This is a genomic window from Kitasatospora gansuensis, from assembly GCF_014203705.1.
Taxonomy (GTDB): domain Bacteria; phylum Actinomycetota; class Actinomycetes; order Streptomycetales; family Streptomycetaceae; genus Kitasatospora; species Kitasatospora gansuensis.
On the sequence record NZ_JACHJR010000001.1, the window covers coordinates 3,577,862 to 3,595,131 of the forward strand.

Annotated in this window: 14 protein-coding genes and 2 rRNA genes; 5 read left to right on the top strand and 11 right to left on the bottom strand. The window is 67.4% G+C overall.

The features are described 5' to 3' along the window. The first annotated feature begins 213 nt into the window (after nt 1-213). On the top strand, nt 214-1,065 hold the full coding sequence (locus F4556_RS15625; RefSeq protein WP_184915793.1) for an SCO4651 family lipoprotein: 852 nt from the start codon (nt 214-216) through the stop codon (nt 1,063-1,065). A gap of 122 nt (nt 1,066-1,187) precedes the next feature. After that, nucleotides 1,188-1,355, top strand: a complete 168-nt coding sequence (locus F4556_RS15630; RefSeq protein ID WP_184915797.1) for a hypothetical protein — start codon at nt 1,188-1,190, stop codon at nt 1,353-1,355. A gap of 3 nt (nt 1,356-1,358) precedes the next feature. Here the strand turns inward: F4556_RS15630 and F4556_RS15635 are convergent, their stop codons facing one another. After that, nucleotides 1,359-1,709 (bottom strand): metal-sensitive transcriptional regulator, encoded by a 351-nt coding sequence (locus F4556_RS15635; protein WP_184915800.1) that lies wholly within the window; start codon nt 1,707-1,709, stop codon nt 1,359-1,361. Between the two features lie 307 nt (nt 1,710-2,016). Between F4556_RS15635 and F4556_RS15640 the strand changes: the two genes are divergently transcribed. Together F4556_RS15640 and F4556_RS15645 are read left to right on the top strand one after the other, a co-directional pair. Beyond that, complete coding sequence (locus F4556_RS15640; protein WP_184915803.1) at nt 2,017-2,637, top strand: DUF47 domain-containing protein; 621 nt, start codon at nt 2,017-2,019, stop codon at nt 2,635-2,637. Between the two features lie 5 nt (nt 2,638-2,642). Continuing rightward, nucleotides 2,643-3,638, top strand: coding sequence for an inorganic phosphate transporter (locus F4556_RS15645; protein ID WP_184915806.1), 996 nt, complete (start codon nt 2,643-2,645; stop codon nt 3,636-3,638). Between the two features lie 119 nt (nt 3,639-3,757). Here the strand turns inward: F4556_RS15645 and pstB are convergent, their stop codons facing one another. The 8 genes from pstB to mshD form a co-directional block, all read right to left on the bottom strand. Further along, nucleotides 3,758-4,534 (bottom strand): phosphate ABC transporter ATP-binding protein PstB, encoded by a 777-nt coding sequence (pstB, locus tag F4556_RS15650; protein ID WP_184915809.1) that lies wholly within the window; start codon nt 4,532-4,534, stop codon nt 3,758-3,760. Nucleotides 4,535-4,580: 46 nt separating this feature from the next. Continuing rightward, nucleotides 4,581-5,651: a phosphate ABC transporter permease PstA gene (gene pstA / locus F4556_RS15655; RefSeq protein ID WP_184915812.1), complete on the bottom strand. Its 1,071-nt coding sequence runs from the start codon at nt 5,649-5,651 to the stop codon at nt 4,581-4,583. After that, nucleotides 5,651-6,631 carry a phosphate ABC transporter permease subunit PstC gene (gene pstC, locus F4556_RS15660; protein WP_184915815.1) on the bottom strand — a complete coding sequence of 327 codons (981 nt, stop codon included), beginning with the start codon at nt 6,629-6,631 and terminating at the stop codon, nt 5,651-5,653. The genes pstA and pstC overlap by 1 nt, the downstream gene beginning before the upstream one ends. A gap of 143 nt (nt 6,632-6,774) precedes the next feature. Continuing rightward, nucleotides 6,775-7,902, bottom strand: coding sequence for a phosphate ABC transporter substrate-binding protein PstS (pstS, locus tag F4556_RS15665; protein WP_184915819.1), 1,128 nt, complete (start codon nt 7,900-7,902; stop codon nt 6,775-6,777). Between the two features lie 234 nt (nt 7,903-8,136). Beyond that, entirely contained in the window at nt 8,137-8,625 is a 489-nt protein-coding gene (locus F4556_RS15670) for an NUDIX hydrolase (protein ID WP_184915822.1), read from the bottom strand. Continuing rightward, nucleotides 8,610-9,665 (bottom strand): CHAD domain-containing protein, encoded by a 1,056-nt coding sequence (locus tag F4556_RS15675; protein ID WP_184915825.1) that lies wholly within the window; start codon nt 9,663-9,665, stop codon nt 8,610-8,612. The genes F4556_RS15670 and F4556_RS15675 overlap by 16 nt, the downstream gene beginning before the upstream one ends. A gap of 79 nt (nt 9,666-9,744) precedes the next feature. Then, a complete protein-coding gene (locus tag F4556_RS15680) occupies nt 9,745-12,072 on the bottom strand; it encodes an RNA degradosome polyphosphate kinase (protein WP_246511027.1) in 2,328 nt (775 codons plus the stop codon). 91 nt (nt 12,073-12,163) lie between these two features. Then, nucleotides 12,164-13,087 (bottom strand): mycothiol synthase, encoded by a 924-nt coding sequence (mshD, locus tag F4556_RS15685; RefSeq protein WP_184915828.1) that lies wholly within the window; start codon nt 13,085-13,087, stop codon nt 12,164-12,166. 118 nt (nt 13,088-13,205) lie between these two features. Here mshD and F4556_RS15690 point away from each other — a divergent pair, with 118 nt between their 5' ends. Beyond that, the gene (locus F4556_RS15690; protein ID WP_184915831.1) at nt 13,206-13,670 is read left to right on the top strand and encodes an NUDIX hydrolase; all 465 of its coding nucleotides are present in this window, start codon (nt 13,206-13,208) and stop codon (nt 13,668-13,670) included. Nucleotides 13,671-13,763: 93 nt separating this feature from the next. On the opposite strand, the gene rrf is transcribed toward F4556_RS15690, so the two are convergent. Both rrf and F4556_RS15700 read right to left on the bottom strand, forming a co-directional pair. Beyond that, a 5S ribosomal RNA gene (rrf, locus tag F4556_RS15695) occupies nt 13,764-13,880 on the bottom strand. A gap of 88 nt (nt 13,881-13,968) precedes the next feature. Beyond that, nucleotides 13,969-17,090: ribosomal RNA gene (locus tag F4556_RS15700) — 23S ribosomal RNA — on the bottom strand. Nucleotides 17,091-17,270: the final 180 nt, after the last annotated feature.

Sequence of the window (17,270 nt, forward strand, 5' to 3'; positions counted from 1 at the left end):
AGTGGGCGATGGCGAAGGAGCCGCGTTCGTCGATCGTCACCTGATGCTCGCGGGACACCCTGCCACCGTAACCGCTCCGCCGACCGGCGCGAAATGCGTATCGCGCGCCGGTCCGACCGTAACCCCTGGACCGTCAACTCGTTTGCCACGCAAGAGCTCTGCCCATCCGGGGTGGCGCTTGCCGGGTCCAGGCCCGAGGGGGTTGTCGCTGTCGTGAAGAAGTCCGCTCGTACCGCCACCGCCGTGGCGGTGCTCGCCGCCGCTCTGACCGCCTGCGGAGGCGGCTCGGGTCACCCGGCCGGTGCGTCCGCCGACCAGTTGTCGGCCGATCCGCTGACCGCCGTCCGCAGCGCGGCCGACATCACCGGACGCACCGGCTCCGCCCAGGCGGTCACCGAGCTGACCACCGAGTCCGGCGACAAGAAGGCGGTGTTCAACGGCGCCGGCGGCTACGACTACGTGAAGCGGATCGGCCGCCTGGAGATCACCGTCCCGCCGGGTGCCGCGACCACCGGGAAGATCGTCGAGGTGGTGCTGCCCGGCACGGTCTACCTGCAGAACAGCGGGGCGAAGATCCCCGAGGGCAAGTGGGTGAAGCTGGACATCCGCCAGCTCCCGGACGGCAACCTGGTCAGCAGCGGCGCGACCGACCCGGCCAGCGCGGCCGGGGCGCTGCGCGGTGCGCAGCAGGCCGAGCTGGTCGGCACCGAGTCGGTCGGCGGGGTGGAGCTCAAGCACTACAAGGGGATGCTCGACCTGGCCAAGGCCGCCGAGGCCACCGGTGGGCGCGGCGGGGACGGGCTGCGGATGGCCGCGGGCACGTTCACGGTGAAGGAGATCCCGTACGAGGTCTGGCTGGACGGGCAGGGGCGGCTGCGCAAGGTGGTGCAGACGTTCGGGTTCTCCGGGGTGGCCGGTTCGAAGCAGCCCAAGGACCAGGTGAAGGTGGTCTCGGTGCTGTCGCTGTCCGATTTCGGCAAGCCGGTGCAGGCCGTGGAGCCCGCGCCGGCCGAGATCTACTCGATGAAGCCCGGTCAGCCAGGGGCGTCGACCCCGCCGAAGTAACCGCCCGGATGGTGGCCAGAGATGGCCCGTCCGTGCCATGCGGCCGCGCACCCCGGCTCCCTACGCTGGAGTCGGGGGCGGCACGCCACCGGTCGGACGGGTCCATGGGGGTGGAGCGGGTGATGGCGTCCTCGGGGCCCCGTGGCGGCGGTCACGACCAGACCGCCCTGGACGAGATCGAGCTGACCGGGGAGCTGATGATCGCCGCCTCCGGCAGCGAGTGCGAGCGGCTCGCGCCCGAGCGGATCGACGAGGTGCTGCTCGCCGGTGACGAGGCGTCGGCTGACTGAGCCTCAGGTCCGCAGCAGCCGGGAGATGGCGGCGGTCGCCTCGGCCACCTTGGCGTCGAGCTCACCCTCGCCCGCCTCGGCGGCGGCGGCCACGCAGTGCCGCAGGTGCTCCTCCAACAGCGAGAGCGCGAAGGCCTGCAGGGCCTTGGTGTTGGCCGAGACCTGGGTCAGGATGTCGATGCAGTAGACGTCCTCGTCGACCATCCGCTGCAGCCCGCGCACCTGACCCTCGATCCGGCGCAGCCGCTTGAGGTGCTCGGCCTTCTGCGAGCTGTACCCGTGCGGGCCGTGCCCGGTCTCCTGCTGCCCGGTCTCCTGCTGGTGCTCGGCACCCTGTGTCCCGACGCTGGTCATGCCGTCCGCCTAAGTCTCGGTGCTCACCTGTCCGTAGGGCTCCAGTGTCCAACACCACGACCCCCCGGTCTGTTCCTCCGTACGAGCGGCGCGACCGATCCCCGGGCGCAACAGGGGGGTAATTGGGCCGAGGTTCCGTCAGACTGATGGCTCACGTCCGCACGCCGGTGTGCGGACCCGACCGCACCACTTCGCGCCGAAGTGCGGAACCGGACGCTCCGGCTCCTCGAACATCACCCCGTTTGCGTACTTCTGACGCCTTGCGCCTAGCATCGTTCAGTCCCTACCCCGCACATCGGAGATTTCCGTGCGTTTTAGCCTGACCCCGAAGGAGACGAGCTTCTACGACATGTTCGCCGCAGCCGCGGAGAACCTGGTCGTGGGATCGAAGCTCCTGCTGGAACTGCTGGGTTCAGACGTGTCGGCCCGCGCGGAGATCGTCGAGCGCATGCGCGCCGCCGAGCACGCCGGGGACGACACCACCCATGCGGTCTTCCACCAGCTCAACTCCTCCTTCATCACGCCCTTCGACCGCGAGGACATCTACAGCCTCGCGTCCTCGCTGGACGACATCATGGACTTCATGGAGGAGGCGGTCGACCTGGTCGTCCTCTACGACATCCAGACCCTGCCCAAGGGTGTCGAGCAGCAGATCGAGGTGCTCGCCCGGGCGGCCGAGCTGACCGCCGAGGCGATGCCGAAGCTGCGCACCATGGACAAGCTCACCGAGTACTGGATCGAGATCAACCGGCTGGAGAACCAGGCCGACCAGATCCACCGCAAGCTGCTCGCGCACCTGTTCAGCGGCCAGTACGAGGCGATCGAGGTGCTGAAGCTCAAGCAGGTCGTGGACGTCCTCGAAGAGGCGGCCGACGCGTTCGAGCACGTGGCCAACACGGTGGAGACCATCGCCGTCAAGGAGTCCTGACCAGCGTGGATACGGCAGCACTCATCGCCGTCCTCGGGGTGGCGTTCTTCTTCACGTACACCAACGGCTTCCACGACTCGGCGAACGCCATCGCCACCTCGGTCTCCACCCGGGCGCTCACCCCCAAGGTGGCGCTGGCGATGGCCGCGGTGATGAACCTGGCCGGTGCGTTCCTCGGCAGCGGGGTGGCGAAGACGGTCTCCAAGGGGATCATCGAGACCCCGACCGGCAACCAGGGCATGGGCATCCTGTTCGCCGCCCTGGTCGGAGCGATCACCTGGAACCTGGTCACCTGGTACTTCGGCCTGCCGTCCTCCTCCTCGCACGCGCTGTTCGGCGGCATGGTGGGCGCGGCGCTGGCGGGTGGCACCGAGGTGATCTGGTCCGGCGTGCTGGACAAGATCGTCATCCCGATGTTCCTCTCCCCGGTGGTCGGCCTGGTGGCCGGCTTCCTGGTGATGCTGGCGATCCTGTGGATCTTCCGGAAGGCCAACCCGCACCGGGCCAAGCGCAACTTCCGGGTCGCGCAGACCGCTTCGGCCGCCGCGATGGCGCTGGCGCACGGTCTGCAGGACGCCCAGAAGACCATGGGCATCGTGGTGATGGCGCTCACCATCTCGGGTCACCAGAGCGGCAGCGACATCCCGGTCTGGGTGAAGATCTCCTGCGCCACGGCGCTCTCGCTGGGCACCTACGCCGGTGGCTGGCGGATCATGCGGACGCTCGGCCGCAAGATCATCGAGCTGGACCCGCCGCAGGGCTTCGCGGCCGAGACCACCGCCGCGACGATCATGTACATCACCTCGTTCGTCTTCAAGGCCCCGATCTCCACCACCCACGTGATCACCTCGGCGATCATGGGCGTGGGCGCCACCAAGCGGATCCGCGCGGTCCGTTGGGGCGTGGCCAAGAACATCGTGCTGGGCTGGTTCATCACCATGCCGGCCGCCGCCATCGTCGCGGCACTGATGTACTGGGTCGTCCAGCTGTTCTTCGGCTGACAGGCTGACAGCTGACCGCCCGTCGGAAAAAGACGAAGGCCCGCCCCCACATCACGGGGGCGGGCCTTCTCTGACTTCGCGGCGGCACCGCCATGCAGCGCCGCGAAGCAGTCTGGGGTTTAGCCGAACCGGCCCGAGATGTAGTCCTCGGTGGCCTGGACCGACGGGTTGGAGAAGATCCGCTGGGTGTCGTCGAGCTCGACGAGCTTGCCCGGCTGACCGACCCCGGCGAGGTTGAAGAAGGCGGTGCGGTCGGAGACCCGGGCCGCCTGCTGCATGTTGTGGGTCACGATCACGATGGTGAACTGCGACTTGAGCTCACCGATCAGGTCCTCGATGGCGAGGGTGGAGATCGGGTCGAGGGCGGAGCAGGGCTCGTCCATCAGCAGCACCTGCGGCTCGACCGCGATCGCGCGGGCGATGCAGAGCCGCTGCTGCTGACCACCCGACAGACCGGAGCCGGGCTTGTTCAGGCGGTCCTTGACCTCGTTCCAGAGGTTGGCGCCCTGCAGCGACTTCTCCACCACGCCGTCCAGCACGGACTTCTTCTTCACGCCGGCCAGCTTGAGCCCGGCCGCCACGTTGTCGTAGATCGACATGGTGGGGAACGGGTTCGGCCGCTGGAAGACCATCCCGACGGTGCGGCGGACGGCGACCGGGTCGACCGCGGCGGCGTACAGGTTCTCGTCGTCGAGCAGCACCTTGCCCTCGACCCGGGCGCCGGGGATCACCTCGTGCATCCGGTTCAGGGTGCGCAGGAAGGTGGACTTGCCGCAGCCGGAGGGGCCGATGAAGGCCGTCACCGAGCGGGGCTCGACGGTCATCGAGATGTCCTCGATGGCCTTGGTGGTGCCGTAGTAGGCGGACAGTCCGCTGACGTCGATGCGCTTGGCCATGATCTTTCGTCTTCTCTCGTCTTCTGCTGCTGCGTCAGTCGGTGTGTCAGTGACCGGACTTGGGCGAGCGCCAGCGGGCGATGCCCCGGGCGACCAGGTTGAGCGCCATCACGAAGGCGATCAGCACCAGTGCGGCGCCCCAGGCCCGGGCGTACCCGAAGTCGTTGTTGCTCTGGTACTGCTGCCAGATGTAGAGCGGCAACGACTGCTGCGGCCCCTCGAACGGGTTCGAGTTGATGATCTCGGTCCCGAAGACCAGCATCAGCACGGGCGCGGTCTCACCGGTGATGCGGGCCACGGCCAGCATCACACCGGTGGTGATGCCACCGATCGCGGTCGGCAGGACGATCCGCAGGATGGTCTTCCACTTCGGCACGCCCAGGGCGTACGAGGCTTCGCGCAGCTCGTTCGGTACGAGCTTCAGCATCTCCTCGGTGGAGCGGACCACCACCGGCATCATCAGGATCGCCAGTGCGAGGCTGCCCGCGAAGCCGGAGTACTCGAAGTCGAAGAGCAGGATCCACAGCGAGAGGATGAACAGACCGGCGACGATCGACGGGATGCCCGTCATGACGTCGACGAAGAAGGTGACCGCCTTGGCCAGCCGGCCCCTGCCGTACTCGACCAGGTAGACGGCGGTCAGCAGACCCACCGGGGCGGCCAGCGCGGTGGCCAGCCCGACCTGCTCCAGGGTGCCGATCAGCGCGTGGTAGACACCGCCACCCGCCTCGGTGCTGATCACGCCCTTCATGGAGTGGTTGAGGAAGCGGGCGTCCACCACACCGGCGCCCTGCTGGACGGTGTAGAAGATCAGCGCGACCAGCGGGATGACCGCCAGCACGAAGGCCAGCCAGACCACCGAGGTGGCGAGCCGGTCCTTGGCCTGCCGACGGCCCTCGACCTTGGCCGAGGAGGCGTAGGTGATGCCGACGAAGAGCAGTCCGGCGATCAGGCCCCACTGGATCTTGCTGTCCAGGGAGAACCCGAGGCCGATCGCGACAGCGAGCGCGATCGAGAGGACGGCGATGCCGGCCGGGGCCCAGTTCGGCAGCCGATTGGTCGTCAGACCCCGGCGCAGCTGCGGCGCGACGGCCACCGAGTCGGTAACAGCGCTCATCAGTTGGCCCCCGAGTATTCCTTGCGGCGAGCGATGATCATCCGTGCGGCACCGTTCACCAGCAGGGTGATCACGAACAGGACGAGCCCGGAGGCCATCAGCGCGTTCCGGCCGTTCTCGCCGGCCTCGCCGAAGCGGAGCGCGATGTTCTGCGCGAAGGTGCCGCCACCCGGGTCCATCAGGTGCAGCGAGAGCAGCGGGCTGGAGGAGAGCACGGTGGCGACCGCGATGGTCTCACCGAGCGCCCGGCCGAGGCCGAGCATCGAGGCGGAGATCACGCCCGGGCGGCCGAACGGCAGCACCGCGGTGCGGATCATCTCCCAGCGGGTCGCCCCCAGGGCGAGCGCCGCCTCCTCGTGCATCCGCGGGGTCTGCTTGAAGACCTCGCGGGAGACTGCGGTGACGATCGGCAGGATCATGATCGCCAGGACGATGCCGACCGTGAACAGGGAGCGCGGGGCGGCACCGTTCTTGGTCGCGTCGAAGATGTACGTCCACCCGAGGTACTCGTCCAGCCAGCTGGTCAGACCGCTCATGTGCGGGACCAGGAAGAGCGCGCCCCACAGGCCGTAGACGATGCTGGGCACGGCCGCGAGCAGGTCCACCAGGTAGGCGAACGGCTGGGCGATCTTCCGCGGGGCGTAGTGCGAGATGAACAGCGCCACCCCGATCGCCACCGGCACCGCGATGATCATCGCGATGAGCGCGCTGGCGATCGTGCCGAAGGTCAGCACCGCGATGCCGAAGACCGGCTTCGGGGCGTCCGGCAGCCACTCGAAGGTGGTGAGGAAGTTGCCCTCGTTGTGGCCGAGCGCGAGGAACGAACGGTACGTCAGGAACCCGGCGATGGCGGCCATGATGACCAGCAGCAGGATGCCCGAACCACGGGAGAGGTTGAAGAAGATGCTGTCGCCGCGCCGGCTGTCCGATCGGCCCCGGCGGGCCCTGCCGCCGGTGGCGGCAGGGGGAGATGAAGTCATGGTTTCTACTCCGGTCTGGTGGTGCTGCCCCGCGGAGGGCGGCACCATGGCGGCGGTGCCCCGGACTTGTTGCTGATGCGGTGGTGCCGGCCGGGCAGCCCCGCCCCCCTCTTCGAGGGCTGCCCGGCCGGTGGTCAGTCAGATCAGGCGAGCGCGGTGACCGCGGTCTTGACCTTGTCGCTCAGCTCCTTGGGGAGCGGAACGTAGCCCTTGGTGGAGATGGCCTGCTGGCCGCCGTCGCTGATCGCGTAGGTCAGGAAGGACTTCAGGGTGTCCAGCGTCTCCGCCTTGTTGCCCTTGTCGCAGACGATCTCGTAGGTGACCAGGACGAGCGGGTAGGCGCCCTCGTCCTTGGTGCCGTAGTCCAGGCTCAGCGCCAGGTCGCTGCCGGTGCCCGCGATCTTCGCCTTGGCGAAGGTGGTCGCGGCGTTGGCGGCGGTGGCCTCGACCGGCTTGCTGGCGCCGGTCGCGATCGCGGCCGACTTCAGGTTGTTGGTCTGGGCGTAGGCCAGCTCGGCGTAGCTGATCGAGTTCTTGACCTGCTTCACCTGGGCCGAGACACCGGCGTTCTGGGCCGCCGACTGGCCGCCCTTGCCCGCCCAGGTCTTCGCGGCCTTGTACGGCCAGGCGCCGGCCGAGGTCTTCTCCAGGTACTTGGTGAAGTTGTCCGTGGTGCCGGAGTCGTCCGAGCGGTGGACCGCCTGGATCTCGGCGTCGGGCAGCTTGGCGGTCGGGTTCAGCTTGACGATCGCCGGGTCGTTCCACTTGACGATCTTCGAGTCGAAGATGCCCGCCAGGGTCGGACCGTCCAGGACCAGGTTGTCCACGCCGTCCACGTTGTAGACGATCGCGATCAGGCCGGCCACCAGCGGCAGGTTGATGCCCTGGCCGGTCTTGCAGACCTCCTTGGACGCGTCGACCTCGGCCGGCTTGAGCGCCGAGTCGGAGCCCGCGAAGGCGACCTTGCCCTGGTTGAACTGCTGGACACCGGCGCCGGAGCCGCCACCGGAGTAGGTGATCGTCGAACCGGCGCAGGCGTTGCCGTAGGCGACCTTCCAGACGTCGACCGCGCTCTGCTGCGCGGTGGAACCGGCGCCGAGCAGCTGGCCGGCCTTGCCACAGGCGATCGCGGCGGCCGACGGGGCGGCCGAGCCGGACGCCTTCGGGTCGGCGTTGTCGTCCGAGCCGCAGGCCGCGAGCGACAGCGAGCCAACGAGCGCCATGGCACCGATCGCGAGGGCCTTGGAGCGGCCGTTCCGCTGGAGCTTCACAGGGGTTCCCTTTCTGTGGCACCACCCGCTCTCTGCCTGCTCCCGGTGACGGGACGGCGGTACGGGTTCTGCTGTGGTCCGGGGCCCGTGCGGCCCTCCGGTGCTACCGAAGTTAGGCCGGGTAGGTGACGCGTCAGGCGGACGCGAGTGAACGGAGAGTGAACCTGTAGCGGATGACAGGAAACACCGATCGGTAGTAACGGTTGCGTCACAGGCAGAGCGCGGGCAGGTCTCTCATGACGCTCCGTCACCCAAGACCCGCAGCAGCGCGTCCACCAGCTCCCGGTCCCGCTCGTGGGTCAGCCGGGCCTTCGCCTTCCGCGGCGACAGCCACTTCAAACGGTCCACCTCCCGGTTGGGCGCGAACGAGCCACCGGTCGGCACCGCCGCCCAGTACCTGACCTCCTTGGCCCGCCCCTGGGCCAGGTAGTGCTGGGTGGGCAGCTCCACCCCCAGCACGCAGCGCAGCCCGGTCTCCTCCAGGACCTCCCGCAGCGCGGCCGCCCGCCAGCCCTCCCCCGGGTCCAGCTTCCCCTTCGGCAGCGACCAGTCGTCGTACTTCGGCCGGTGGATCAGCGCGATCCGCGGCTTCTTCCGGCCCGTCCCGTCCTTCTTCGGCGGCCCCGGCACCCAGAGCACCGCCCCGGCCGCCAGGATGGTCTGCCCGTGCCGGGCCGGCCGCCCACGCGTCCCCCGGACCGGTGCGGTCAGCAGCTTGCCCATTCATGCCATCCGTGATGCTGGAGAGTCGGCCACTGGTGGCCGAAGGCGTACCGCGCAGCCTCCACCTCCAGCCGCTGATCAGCATGCACCACACCGAGCACGTACGCCGTCGCCGGGGTGATCCGCGGCGTCCGCGCCGCCGTCGACACCGTCACCGCCGCGTCCGCCGCCTCCTGGTGACGGTCCAGCACCTGATCGATCCCGTCCAGCTCGGCCAGCGACGCCCCGCACACCTCCAGCGCGTACCTGGCCCGCTTCACCAGGATCCGCACCCGGTGCCACGGCGCGTCGTCCAGCGCCACCACCGCGTCGGCGTCCGCCGCCACCCCCTGGGCCGGCACCGCCCCCAGCCGGTGCAGACCCTCACCCCCGTACGGCGCCCTGGCCGGCGGCAGCGTCGCCACCCCCGCCGCCAGCAGCTCCAGCGCCGCCGCCACCCGCGGCCGCAGCTCACCGGCGCCCTCCGGCCGCACCGGCACCTCCCCCGCCAGCAGCGTCATCCGGTCGGCCAGCGCGTGCAGCCGGGCCGACCGCAGCTCCTGCAGCAGCGCGGTGTGCGCCCTGGTCCTGGCCAGCGTCAGCTGACGCTCCATCAACGCCCGGGCCTTCGGCGCACCGGCGTGCCCGGCCAGCATGCCGGGCCTGGCCGGATCGGTCTCGCTCAGCGAGTCCAGCGCCGCCAGCAGCCGCGCCGACCGCCGGACGTACCCCGGCTCCTGCGCCAGCAGACCCGACAGCCAGCGCAGCTCCGTCCTGGTCTCCTCCGCCCAGACCGGCTCGAAGACCGGCGAGAAGGTGTGCAGCGCCCCACCGATCCGCCGCACACAGCGCAGCAGCTCCCCCGTACCGGTCGCCACCCCCTGCCCGCCGCCGGTGCCCCCTGCGCTCGGCAGCGAGCCGGTCCTGGACCCGGCCTCCCCCACCGCCAGCGGCAACGCCCGCAGGAACGCCCCCGCCCGGGCGTTCAGGTACCCCTCCAGCACCTCCCCGGCCGGGGCAGGGTGGTCGGTGCGCTCCGTCGTCGTCGGCAGATCGGTCATGCTGATTCCTCGTCCCCCCGAGGGCTGTCCCCGCTGTGGTGGCGATGCCCCGGGGATGGTGACTGTCTCTCAGCTCCTGCTACGGCAGCTTGCGCCGACGCTGCCTGGAGTCGATCAGCAGGTCCTGCACGTGCCGCAGCCGCCGTCCTTCGGCGTCCTGCGAGTGTCTGCTCCACCGGCCGTCCGACCCCAGGTGCCAGGACTCGGTCTCGTCCGACATCCCGAGATCGATCAGCCCCGACAGCTCCGCACGGGCCGCCGGGTCGGTCACCTTCACCAGCGCCTCGATCCGCCGGTCCAGGTTGCGGTGCATCATGTCCGCGCTGCCGAACCACACCTCGGGCTCGCCGCCGTTGCCGAATACGAAGATCCGCGAGTGCTCCAGGAACCGGCCCAGGATGCTGCGCACCCGGACGTTCTCGCTCAGCCCGGCCACCCCGGGCCGGACCGCGCAGATCCCGCGCACCCAGACGTCCACCGGCACCCCGGCCTGCGAGGCCCGGTACAGCGCGTCGATCACGGACTCGTCCACGATCGAGTTGACCTTGATCTTCACGAACGCCGGACGCCCGGCCCGGTGGTGCGCGATCTCCTGCTGGATCCGCGCCACCAGCCCGTCCCGCAGCCCGCGCGGCGCGGTCAGCAGCCGGCGGTAGGACTCCCGGCGCGAGTAGCCGGAGAGCCGGTTGAACAGGTCCGACAGGTCCGCACCGACCTGCGGGTCCGCCGTCAGCAGCCCCAGGTCCTCGTACAGCCTGGCCGTCTTCGGGTGGTAGTTGCCCGTCCCCACGTGGGCGTACCGCCGCAGCGTGTCGCCCTCCTGACGGACCACCAGCGAGAGCTTGCAGTGCGTCTTCAGCCCGACCAGGCCGTACACCACATGGCAGCCCGCCTCCTCCAGCTTGCGGGCCCACTTGATGTTGGCCTGCTCGTCGAAGCGCGCCTTGATCTCCACCAGCACCAGCACCTGCTTGCCGGACTCGGCCGCGTCGATCAGCGCGTCCACGATCGGCGAGTCACCCGAGGTGCGGTACAGCGTCTGCTTGATCGCCAGCACGTCCGGGTCGTTGGCCGCCTGCTCCAGGAAGGCCAGCACCGAGGTCGAGAAGCTGTCGTACGGGTGGTGCAGCAGCACGTCCCGCTCACGCATCGCGGCGAAGATGTCCGGCTGCGAGGCCGACTCCACCTCGATCAGCCCGCGGGCCGTCCCCGCCACGAACTTCGGGTACCGCAGCTCCGGCCGGTCCAGGTCGGCGATGCCGAACAGGCCGGTCAGGTCCAGCGGCCCCGGCAGCGGGAAGACCTCGGCGTCGGTGATGTTCAGCTCCCGCACCAGCAGGTCGAGGATGTAGGGGTCGATCGACTCCTCCACCTCCAGCCGCACCGGCGGGCCGAACCGACGCCGCATCAGCTCCTTCTCCAGCGCCTTGAGGATGTTCTCGGTGTCGTCCTCCTCCACCTCGAGATCCTCGTTCCTGGTCACCCGGAACGCGTGGTGGGCCAACACCTCCATCCCCGGGAAGAGCTCCTCCAGGTGCGCCCCCATCACGTCCTCCAGCGGGACGTACCGCTGCGGGCCCGCCTCCAGGAACCGCGACAGCGACTGCGGGACCTTCACCCGGGCGAAGTGCTTGTGCCCGGAGACCGGGTTGCGCACCACCACGGCCAGGTTCAGGCTCAGCCCCGATATGTACGGGAACGGGTGCGCCGGGTCGACCGCCAGCGGGGTCAGCACCGGGAAGATCTTCTGCCGGAACAGCGAGTGCAGCCGGGCCTGCTCCTTCTCCGCCAGCTCGGCCCAGCGGACCAGCTCGATGCCCTCCGCCGCCAGATCCGTCAGCACCTCGTGCTGGAAGGTCGCGGCATGACGGGCCATCAACTCACGGGACCTGGTCCAGATCTGGTCCAGCACCTCACGCGGCTGCAGCCCGGAGGCCGACCGCTGGGCCACCCCCGTGGCGATCCGGCGCTTCAGCCCGGCCACCCGGACCATGAAGAACTCGTCCAGGTTGCTGGCGAAGATGGCCAGGAACTTGGCCCGCTCCAGCAACGGGATCTGCGGGTCCTCCGCCAGCTCCAGCACCCGCTCGTTGAACGCCAGCCAACTGCGCTCGCGGTCCAGGAACCGGCCCTGCGGCAGCTCCTCCAGCTCCTGGCCGTCGACCTCCAGATCGACCTCGGCCAGCGCAAGCGAGGGCGGCAGGGTGGTGGCGGGCCCCGGGGTCTGAGTCTTCTGGGCCTTCGGGACGGCGGCGGGACGGGGGATGCTCATGGGCTCCAGCTCCTCCAGCAGGACGTGCTCCGGGTACCCGGTGGCAGGCGCCAGCGCCCAGCCGCCGGGGGCGGTGGGCGACCGGTCGGCCGCGGGGTCTCCGGCCGACCGGGGGCTCGGCACTGCTGACGTCATCCTGTGATCTTTGCGGCGACAACTTAATCCACGGTAAACACCGCATGGCCAGGAGGAAAGCTGAGTCGGTCACCCCGTGTCCGGGGTCCGGTCACCTCCCTGCCGCGGTGTCGACGCGGTACACCAGGTCCACCTCGTGCACGGTGAACCCCAGTCGTTCATATACCCGCACCGCGGCCGGATTGTCGGCGTCCACATAGAGCAGTACGGCCGGCACCTTCCGGTCCTCCGCCAGGTGCCGCAGCCCGGTCGCGGTCAGCGCCCGGCCCAGCCCGCTCCCCTGCTCCGCCGGGTCCACCGCCACCACGTACACCTCACCCAGACCGTCCGGGTGCACCTTGGTCCAGTGGAAGCCGACCAGCTGCTCCCCCCGCCAGGCCAGGAACAGCCCCGCCGGGTCGAACCACGACTCGGCCAGCCGCTCGGCCAGGTCCTGCTCGGTCCAGCTGCCCTGCTCCGGGTGGTGCGCGAAGGCCAGCGCGTTCAGCCGCAGCCAGGCCGCCTCGTCCCGGCCCGGACGGAAGGTCCGCACCGTCACGTTGTTCGGCAGTACGGGCTCGTCCGGCACCGGCTCGGCCGGCCTGCGCATCTGCCGCAGCTCCCGGACCAGCTCCGCCCCGTACTCCTCCGCCAGCCGGGCCGCACCCGGGTGGCCGCCGTGCGCCCAGAAGTCCACCGGACCCGCGTCCGCCTCCGCCAGCGCCGCGTCCAGCAACTGCCGCCCGAGCCCGGCCCGCCGGTGGTCCGGATGGACCGTCAGCTCCACCGTGGTCCGCCCCTCGGCCGCCTCCAACTGCGCGTACCCCGCCGGCACCCCCTCCTGACGCTGCACCAGATGGGTCACCCCGGGCCGGGCACTGTCCACCCGCAGCCGCAGCCGCCCCGCCTCGGACACCGCCTCCCGCCCGTCCACCGCACTCGCCGCCGCGAGCACCGCCCTGGCTGCCGCCAGATCGTCCGGACCGAGGGTCTCGGTGCTGCGGATACCGTCCTGACTCGGGTTCGTCGTCTCCATGACGCCGACCATACGCGGCGTCAGGAGCCGGAAAGGGCTGGTCCACCGGGTCCGTCCGGTGATTGGCTGTCGGCTCCCAGCGGACTCGGGCGCCAGTCGCCGGAAAGGAAGCCCTGACATGACAGCGGAGCTGGAACGACGCCAGCGGGTGGCCGCGTACGGAGTGTGCGTCCAGGACGGACAGGTCCTGCTCGCCCGCTGGGCGGCACCCGACGGCACCCACGCCTGGACCGTCCCCGGTGGGGGCCTCGACCACGGCGAGGACCCGTACGAAGCGGTGATCCGGGAGGTGCGGGAGGAGACCGGCTACCAGGTCGAGCCCGAGCGGCTGCTCGGCATCCACTCCCAACGGCTCCTCGACCCGCCCTTCGCCCGGAAGGGATCACCGAAGGACTTCCACGGCCTGCGGATCGTCTACGCGGCCCGGGTGGTGGGCGGCAGCCTGCGGAACGAGGTCGGCGGTTCGACCGACCTGGCCGCCTGGTTCCCGCTCGGGGAGGTGGCCGGCCTGGTGCGGGTCTCGCTGGTCGACATCGCCCTGGAGCTGTACCGGTCGCGGCCGGAGGTCGGGCGGGTGCCGTAGCTGCTTTCTTGCGGTGCTCCTGGGTTGTCCGTCCGGGTCCGGAAATGCAGAAAGCCCCTCCGGGAGACCCGGAGGGGCTTTCTGTGAATGATTGTTCGGCGGCGTCCTACTCTCCCACAGGGTCCCCCCTGCAGTACCATCGGCGCTATGAGGCTTAGCTTCCGGGTTCGGAATGTAACCGGGCGTTTCCCTCACGCTATGACCACCGAAACACTATGAAACTGTATGACCGCACCACACCCGTGACCAAACGGTGTGGGGTCGTTGTTTCAGAACAACACAGTGGACGCGAGCAACTGAGGACAAGCCCTCGGCCTATTAGTACCGGTCAGCTCCACCCCTTACAGGGCTTCCACATCCGGCCTATCAACCCAGTCGTCTACTGGGAGCCTTACCCTCTCAAGGAGGTGGGAATATTCATCTCGAAGCAGGCTTCCCGCTTAGATGCTTTCAGCGGTTATCCCTCCCGAACGTAGCCAACCAGCCATGCCCTTGGCAGAACAACTGGCACACCAGAGGTTCGTCCGTCCCGGTCCTCTCGTACTAGGGACAGCCCTTCTCAATATTCCTACGCGCACAGCGGATAGGGACCGAACTGTCTCACGACGTTCTAAACCCAGCTCGCGTACCGCTTTAATGGGCGAACAGCCCAACCCTTGGGACCTACTCCAGCCCCAGGATGCGACGAGCCGACATCGAGGTGCCAAACCATCCCGTCGATATGGACTCTTGGGGAAGATCAGCCTGTTATCCCCGGGGTACCTTTTATCCGTTGAGCGACGGCGCTTCCACAAGCCACCGCCGGATCACTAGTCCCGACTTTCGTCCCTGCTCGACCCGTCGGTCTCACAGTCAAGCTCCCTTGTGCACTTACACTCAACACCTGATTGCCAACCAGGCTGAGGGAACCTTTGGGCGCCTCCGTTACTCTTTAGGAGGCAACCGCCCCAGTTAAACTACCCACCAGACACTGTCCCTGATCCGGATCACGGACCCAGGTTAGACATCCAGCACGACCAGAGTGGTATTTCAACGACGACTCCACAACAACTGGCGTTGCTGCTTCAAAGTCTCCCACCTATCCTACACAAGCCGAACCGAACACCAATATCAAGCTATAGTAAAGGTCCCGGGGTCTTTCCGTCCTGCTGCGCGAAACGAGCATCTTTACTCGTAATGCAATTTCACCGGGCCTATGGTTGAGACAGTCGAGAAGTCGTTACGCCATTCGTGCAGGTCGGAACTTACCCGACAAGGAATTTCGCTACCTTAGGATGGTTATAGTTACCACCGCCGTTTACTGGCGCTTAAGTTCTCAGCTTCGCCAACCCGAAGATTGACTAACCGGTCCCCTTAACGTTCCAGCACCGGGCAGGCGTCAGTCCGTATACATCGCCTTACGGCTTCGCACGGACCTGTGTTTTTAGTAAACAGTCGCTTCTCGCTGGTCTCTGCGGCCGGCCCCAGCTCAGAGTGCAAGACTCATCACCAGTTCCGGCCCCCCTTCTCCCGAAGTTACGGGGGCATTTTGCCGAGTTCCTTAACCATAGTTCACCCGAACGCCTCGGTATTCTCTACCTGACCACCTGAGTCGGTTTGGGGTACGGGCCGCCATGAAACTCGCTAGAGGCTTTTCTCGACAGCATAGGATCATCCACTTCACCACAATCGGCTCGGCATCAGGTCTCAGCCTTAATGAGTGACGGATTTGCCTATCACTCGGCCTACACCCTTACCCCGGGACAACCACCGCCCGGGCTGGACTACCTTCCTGCGTCACCCCATCGCTCACCTACTACAGACTTGGTTCAGCGGCTCCACCACGTCCCTTTGTCCGAAGACTCCGGGCCGGCTTCGCGGCTTTAGCATTACCTGGTTCGACGTTGGCGCTTCAAAGCGGGTACGGGAATATCAACCCGTTGTCCATCGACTACGCCTGTCGGCCTCGCCTTAGGTCCCGACTTACCCTGGGCAGATCAGCTTGACCCAGGAACCCTTGGTCAATCGGCGCAAGAGTTTCCCACTCTTGTATCGCTACTCATGCCTGCATTCTCACTCGTGAACCGTCCACAACTGGATTCCTCCGCTGCTTCACCCGGCACACGACGCTCCCCTACCCATCACAGCGGGCGTTGGCCCTATAGCTGCAATGACACGACTTCGGTGGTGTACTTGAGCCCCGCTACATTGTCGGCGCGGAATCACTTGACCAGTGAGCTATTACGCACTCTTTCAAGGGTGGCTGCTTCTAAGCCAACCTCCTGGTTGTCTCTGCGACTCCACATCCTTTCCCACTTAGCACACGCTTAGGGACCTTAGTCGGTGTTCTGGGCTGTTTCCCTCTCGACCATGGAGCTTATCCCCCACAGTCTCACTGCCACGCTCTCACTTACCGGCATTCGGAGTTTGGCTAAGGTCAGTAACCCGGTGAGGCCCATCGCCTATCCAGTGCTCTACCTCCGGCAAGAAACACGTGACGCTGCACCTAAATGCATTTCGGGGAGAACCAGCTATCACGGAGTTTGATTGGCCTTTCACCCCTAACCACAGGTCATCCCCCAGGTTTTCAACCCTGGTGGGTTCGGTCCTCCACGAAGTCTTACCTCCGCTTCAACCTGCCCATGGCTAGATCACTCCGCTTCGGGTCTTGGGCATGCAACTCAGACGCCCTATTCGGACTCGCTTTCGCTACGGCTACCCCACACGGGTTAACCTCGCTACACACCGCAAACTCGCAGGCTCATTCTTCAAAAGGCACGCAGTCACGAGACACACAGCAAGCTGCATGTCCGACGCTCCCACGGCTTGTAGGCACACGGTTTCAGGTACTATTTCACTCCGCTCCCGCGGTACTTTTCACCATTCCCTCACGGTACTATCCGCTATCGGTCACTAGGGAATATTTAGGCTTAGCGGGTGGTCCCGCCAGATTCACACGGAATTTCTCGGGCTCCGTGCTACTTGGGAGAAGCTCAAGTGAGCCGCACAGATTTCGTCTACGGGGGTCTTACCCTCTACGCCGGACCTTTCGCATGTCCTTCGACTATCCATACGGTTTCTGACTCACCGACCGGCCGGCAGACCGATCAAGAACTTTCCCACGACCCCGCTCTGGCAACCCCTGCCGGGTCTCACACCAAAACGGTTTAGCCTCATCCGGTTTCGCTCGCCACTACTCCCGGAATCACGGTTGTTTTCTCTTCCTGAGGGTACTGAGATGTTTCACTTCCCCTCGTTCCCTCCACACACCCTATGTGTTCAGGTGCGGGTGACAGCCCATGACGACTGCCGGGTTTCCCCATTCGGAAACCCCCGGATCAAAGCCTGGTTGACGGCTCCCCGGGGACTATCGTGGCCTCCCACGTCCTTCATCGGTTCCTAGTGCCAAGGCATCCACCGTGCGCCCTTAAAAACTTGGCCACAGATGCTCGCGTCCACTGTGCAGTTCTCAAACAACGACCAGACACCCACCCTCGCAGCGCTTTGACGCACCACTCAAGTAGGACCGGCACTGAAGCAACGACCATACGGCCGTTCCCTCAGGACCCAACAACGTGCCCGACACACCCGACCTTGCTTGGTCTCACTTTCCACGCCGAA

What these genes read in the sequence shown, in the direction of transcription:
- mshD (WP_184915828.1), bottom strand. Translation starts at nt 13,087, where the DNA reads ATGGAGACGACGAACCCGAGTCAGGACGGTATCCGCAGCACCGAGACC.
- F4556_RS15670 (WP_184915822.1), bottom strand. Translation starts at nt 8,625, where the DNA reads ATGGGCAAGCTGCTGACCGCACCGGTCCGGGGGACGCGTGGGCGGCCG.
- F4556_RS15680 (WP_246511027.1), bottom strand. Translation starts at nt 12,072, where the DNA reads ATGACGTCAGCAGTGCCGAGCCCCCGGTCGGCCGGAGACCCCGCGGCC.
- pstB (WP_184915809.1), bottom strand. Translation starts at nt 4,534, where the DNA reads ATGGCCAAGCGCATCGACGTCAGCGGACTGTCCGCCTACTACGGCACC.
- F4556_RS15635 (WP_184915800.1), bottom strand. Translation starts at nt 1,709, where the DNA reads ATGACCAGCGTCGGGACACAGGGTGCCGAGCACCAGCAGGAGACCGGG.
- F4556_RS15690 (WP_184915831.1), top strand. Translation starts at nt 13,206, where the DNA reads ATGACAGCGGAGCTGGAACGACGCCAGCGGGTGGCCGCGTACGGAGTG.
- pstA (WP_184915812.1), bottom strand. Translation starts at nt 5,651, where the DNA reads ATGAGCGCTGTTACCGACTCGGTGGCCGTCGCGCCGCAGCTGCGCCGG.
- F4556_RS15630 (WP_184915797.1), top strand. Translation starts at nt 1,188, where the DNA reads ATGGCGTCCTCGGGGCCCCGTGGCGGCGGTCACGACCAGACCGCCCTG.
- pstC (WP_184915815.1), bottom strand. Translation starts at nt 6,631, where the DNA reads ATGACTTCATCTCCCCCTGCCGCCACCGGCGGCAGGGCCCGCCGGGGC.
- F4556_RS15675 (WP_184915825.1), bottom strand. Translation starts at nt 9,665, where the DNA reads ATGACCGATCTGCCGACGACGACGGAGCGCACCGACCACCCTGCCCCG.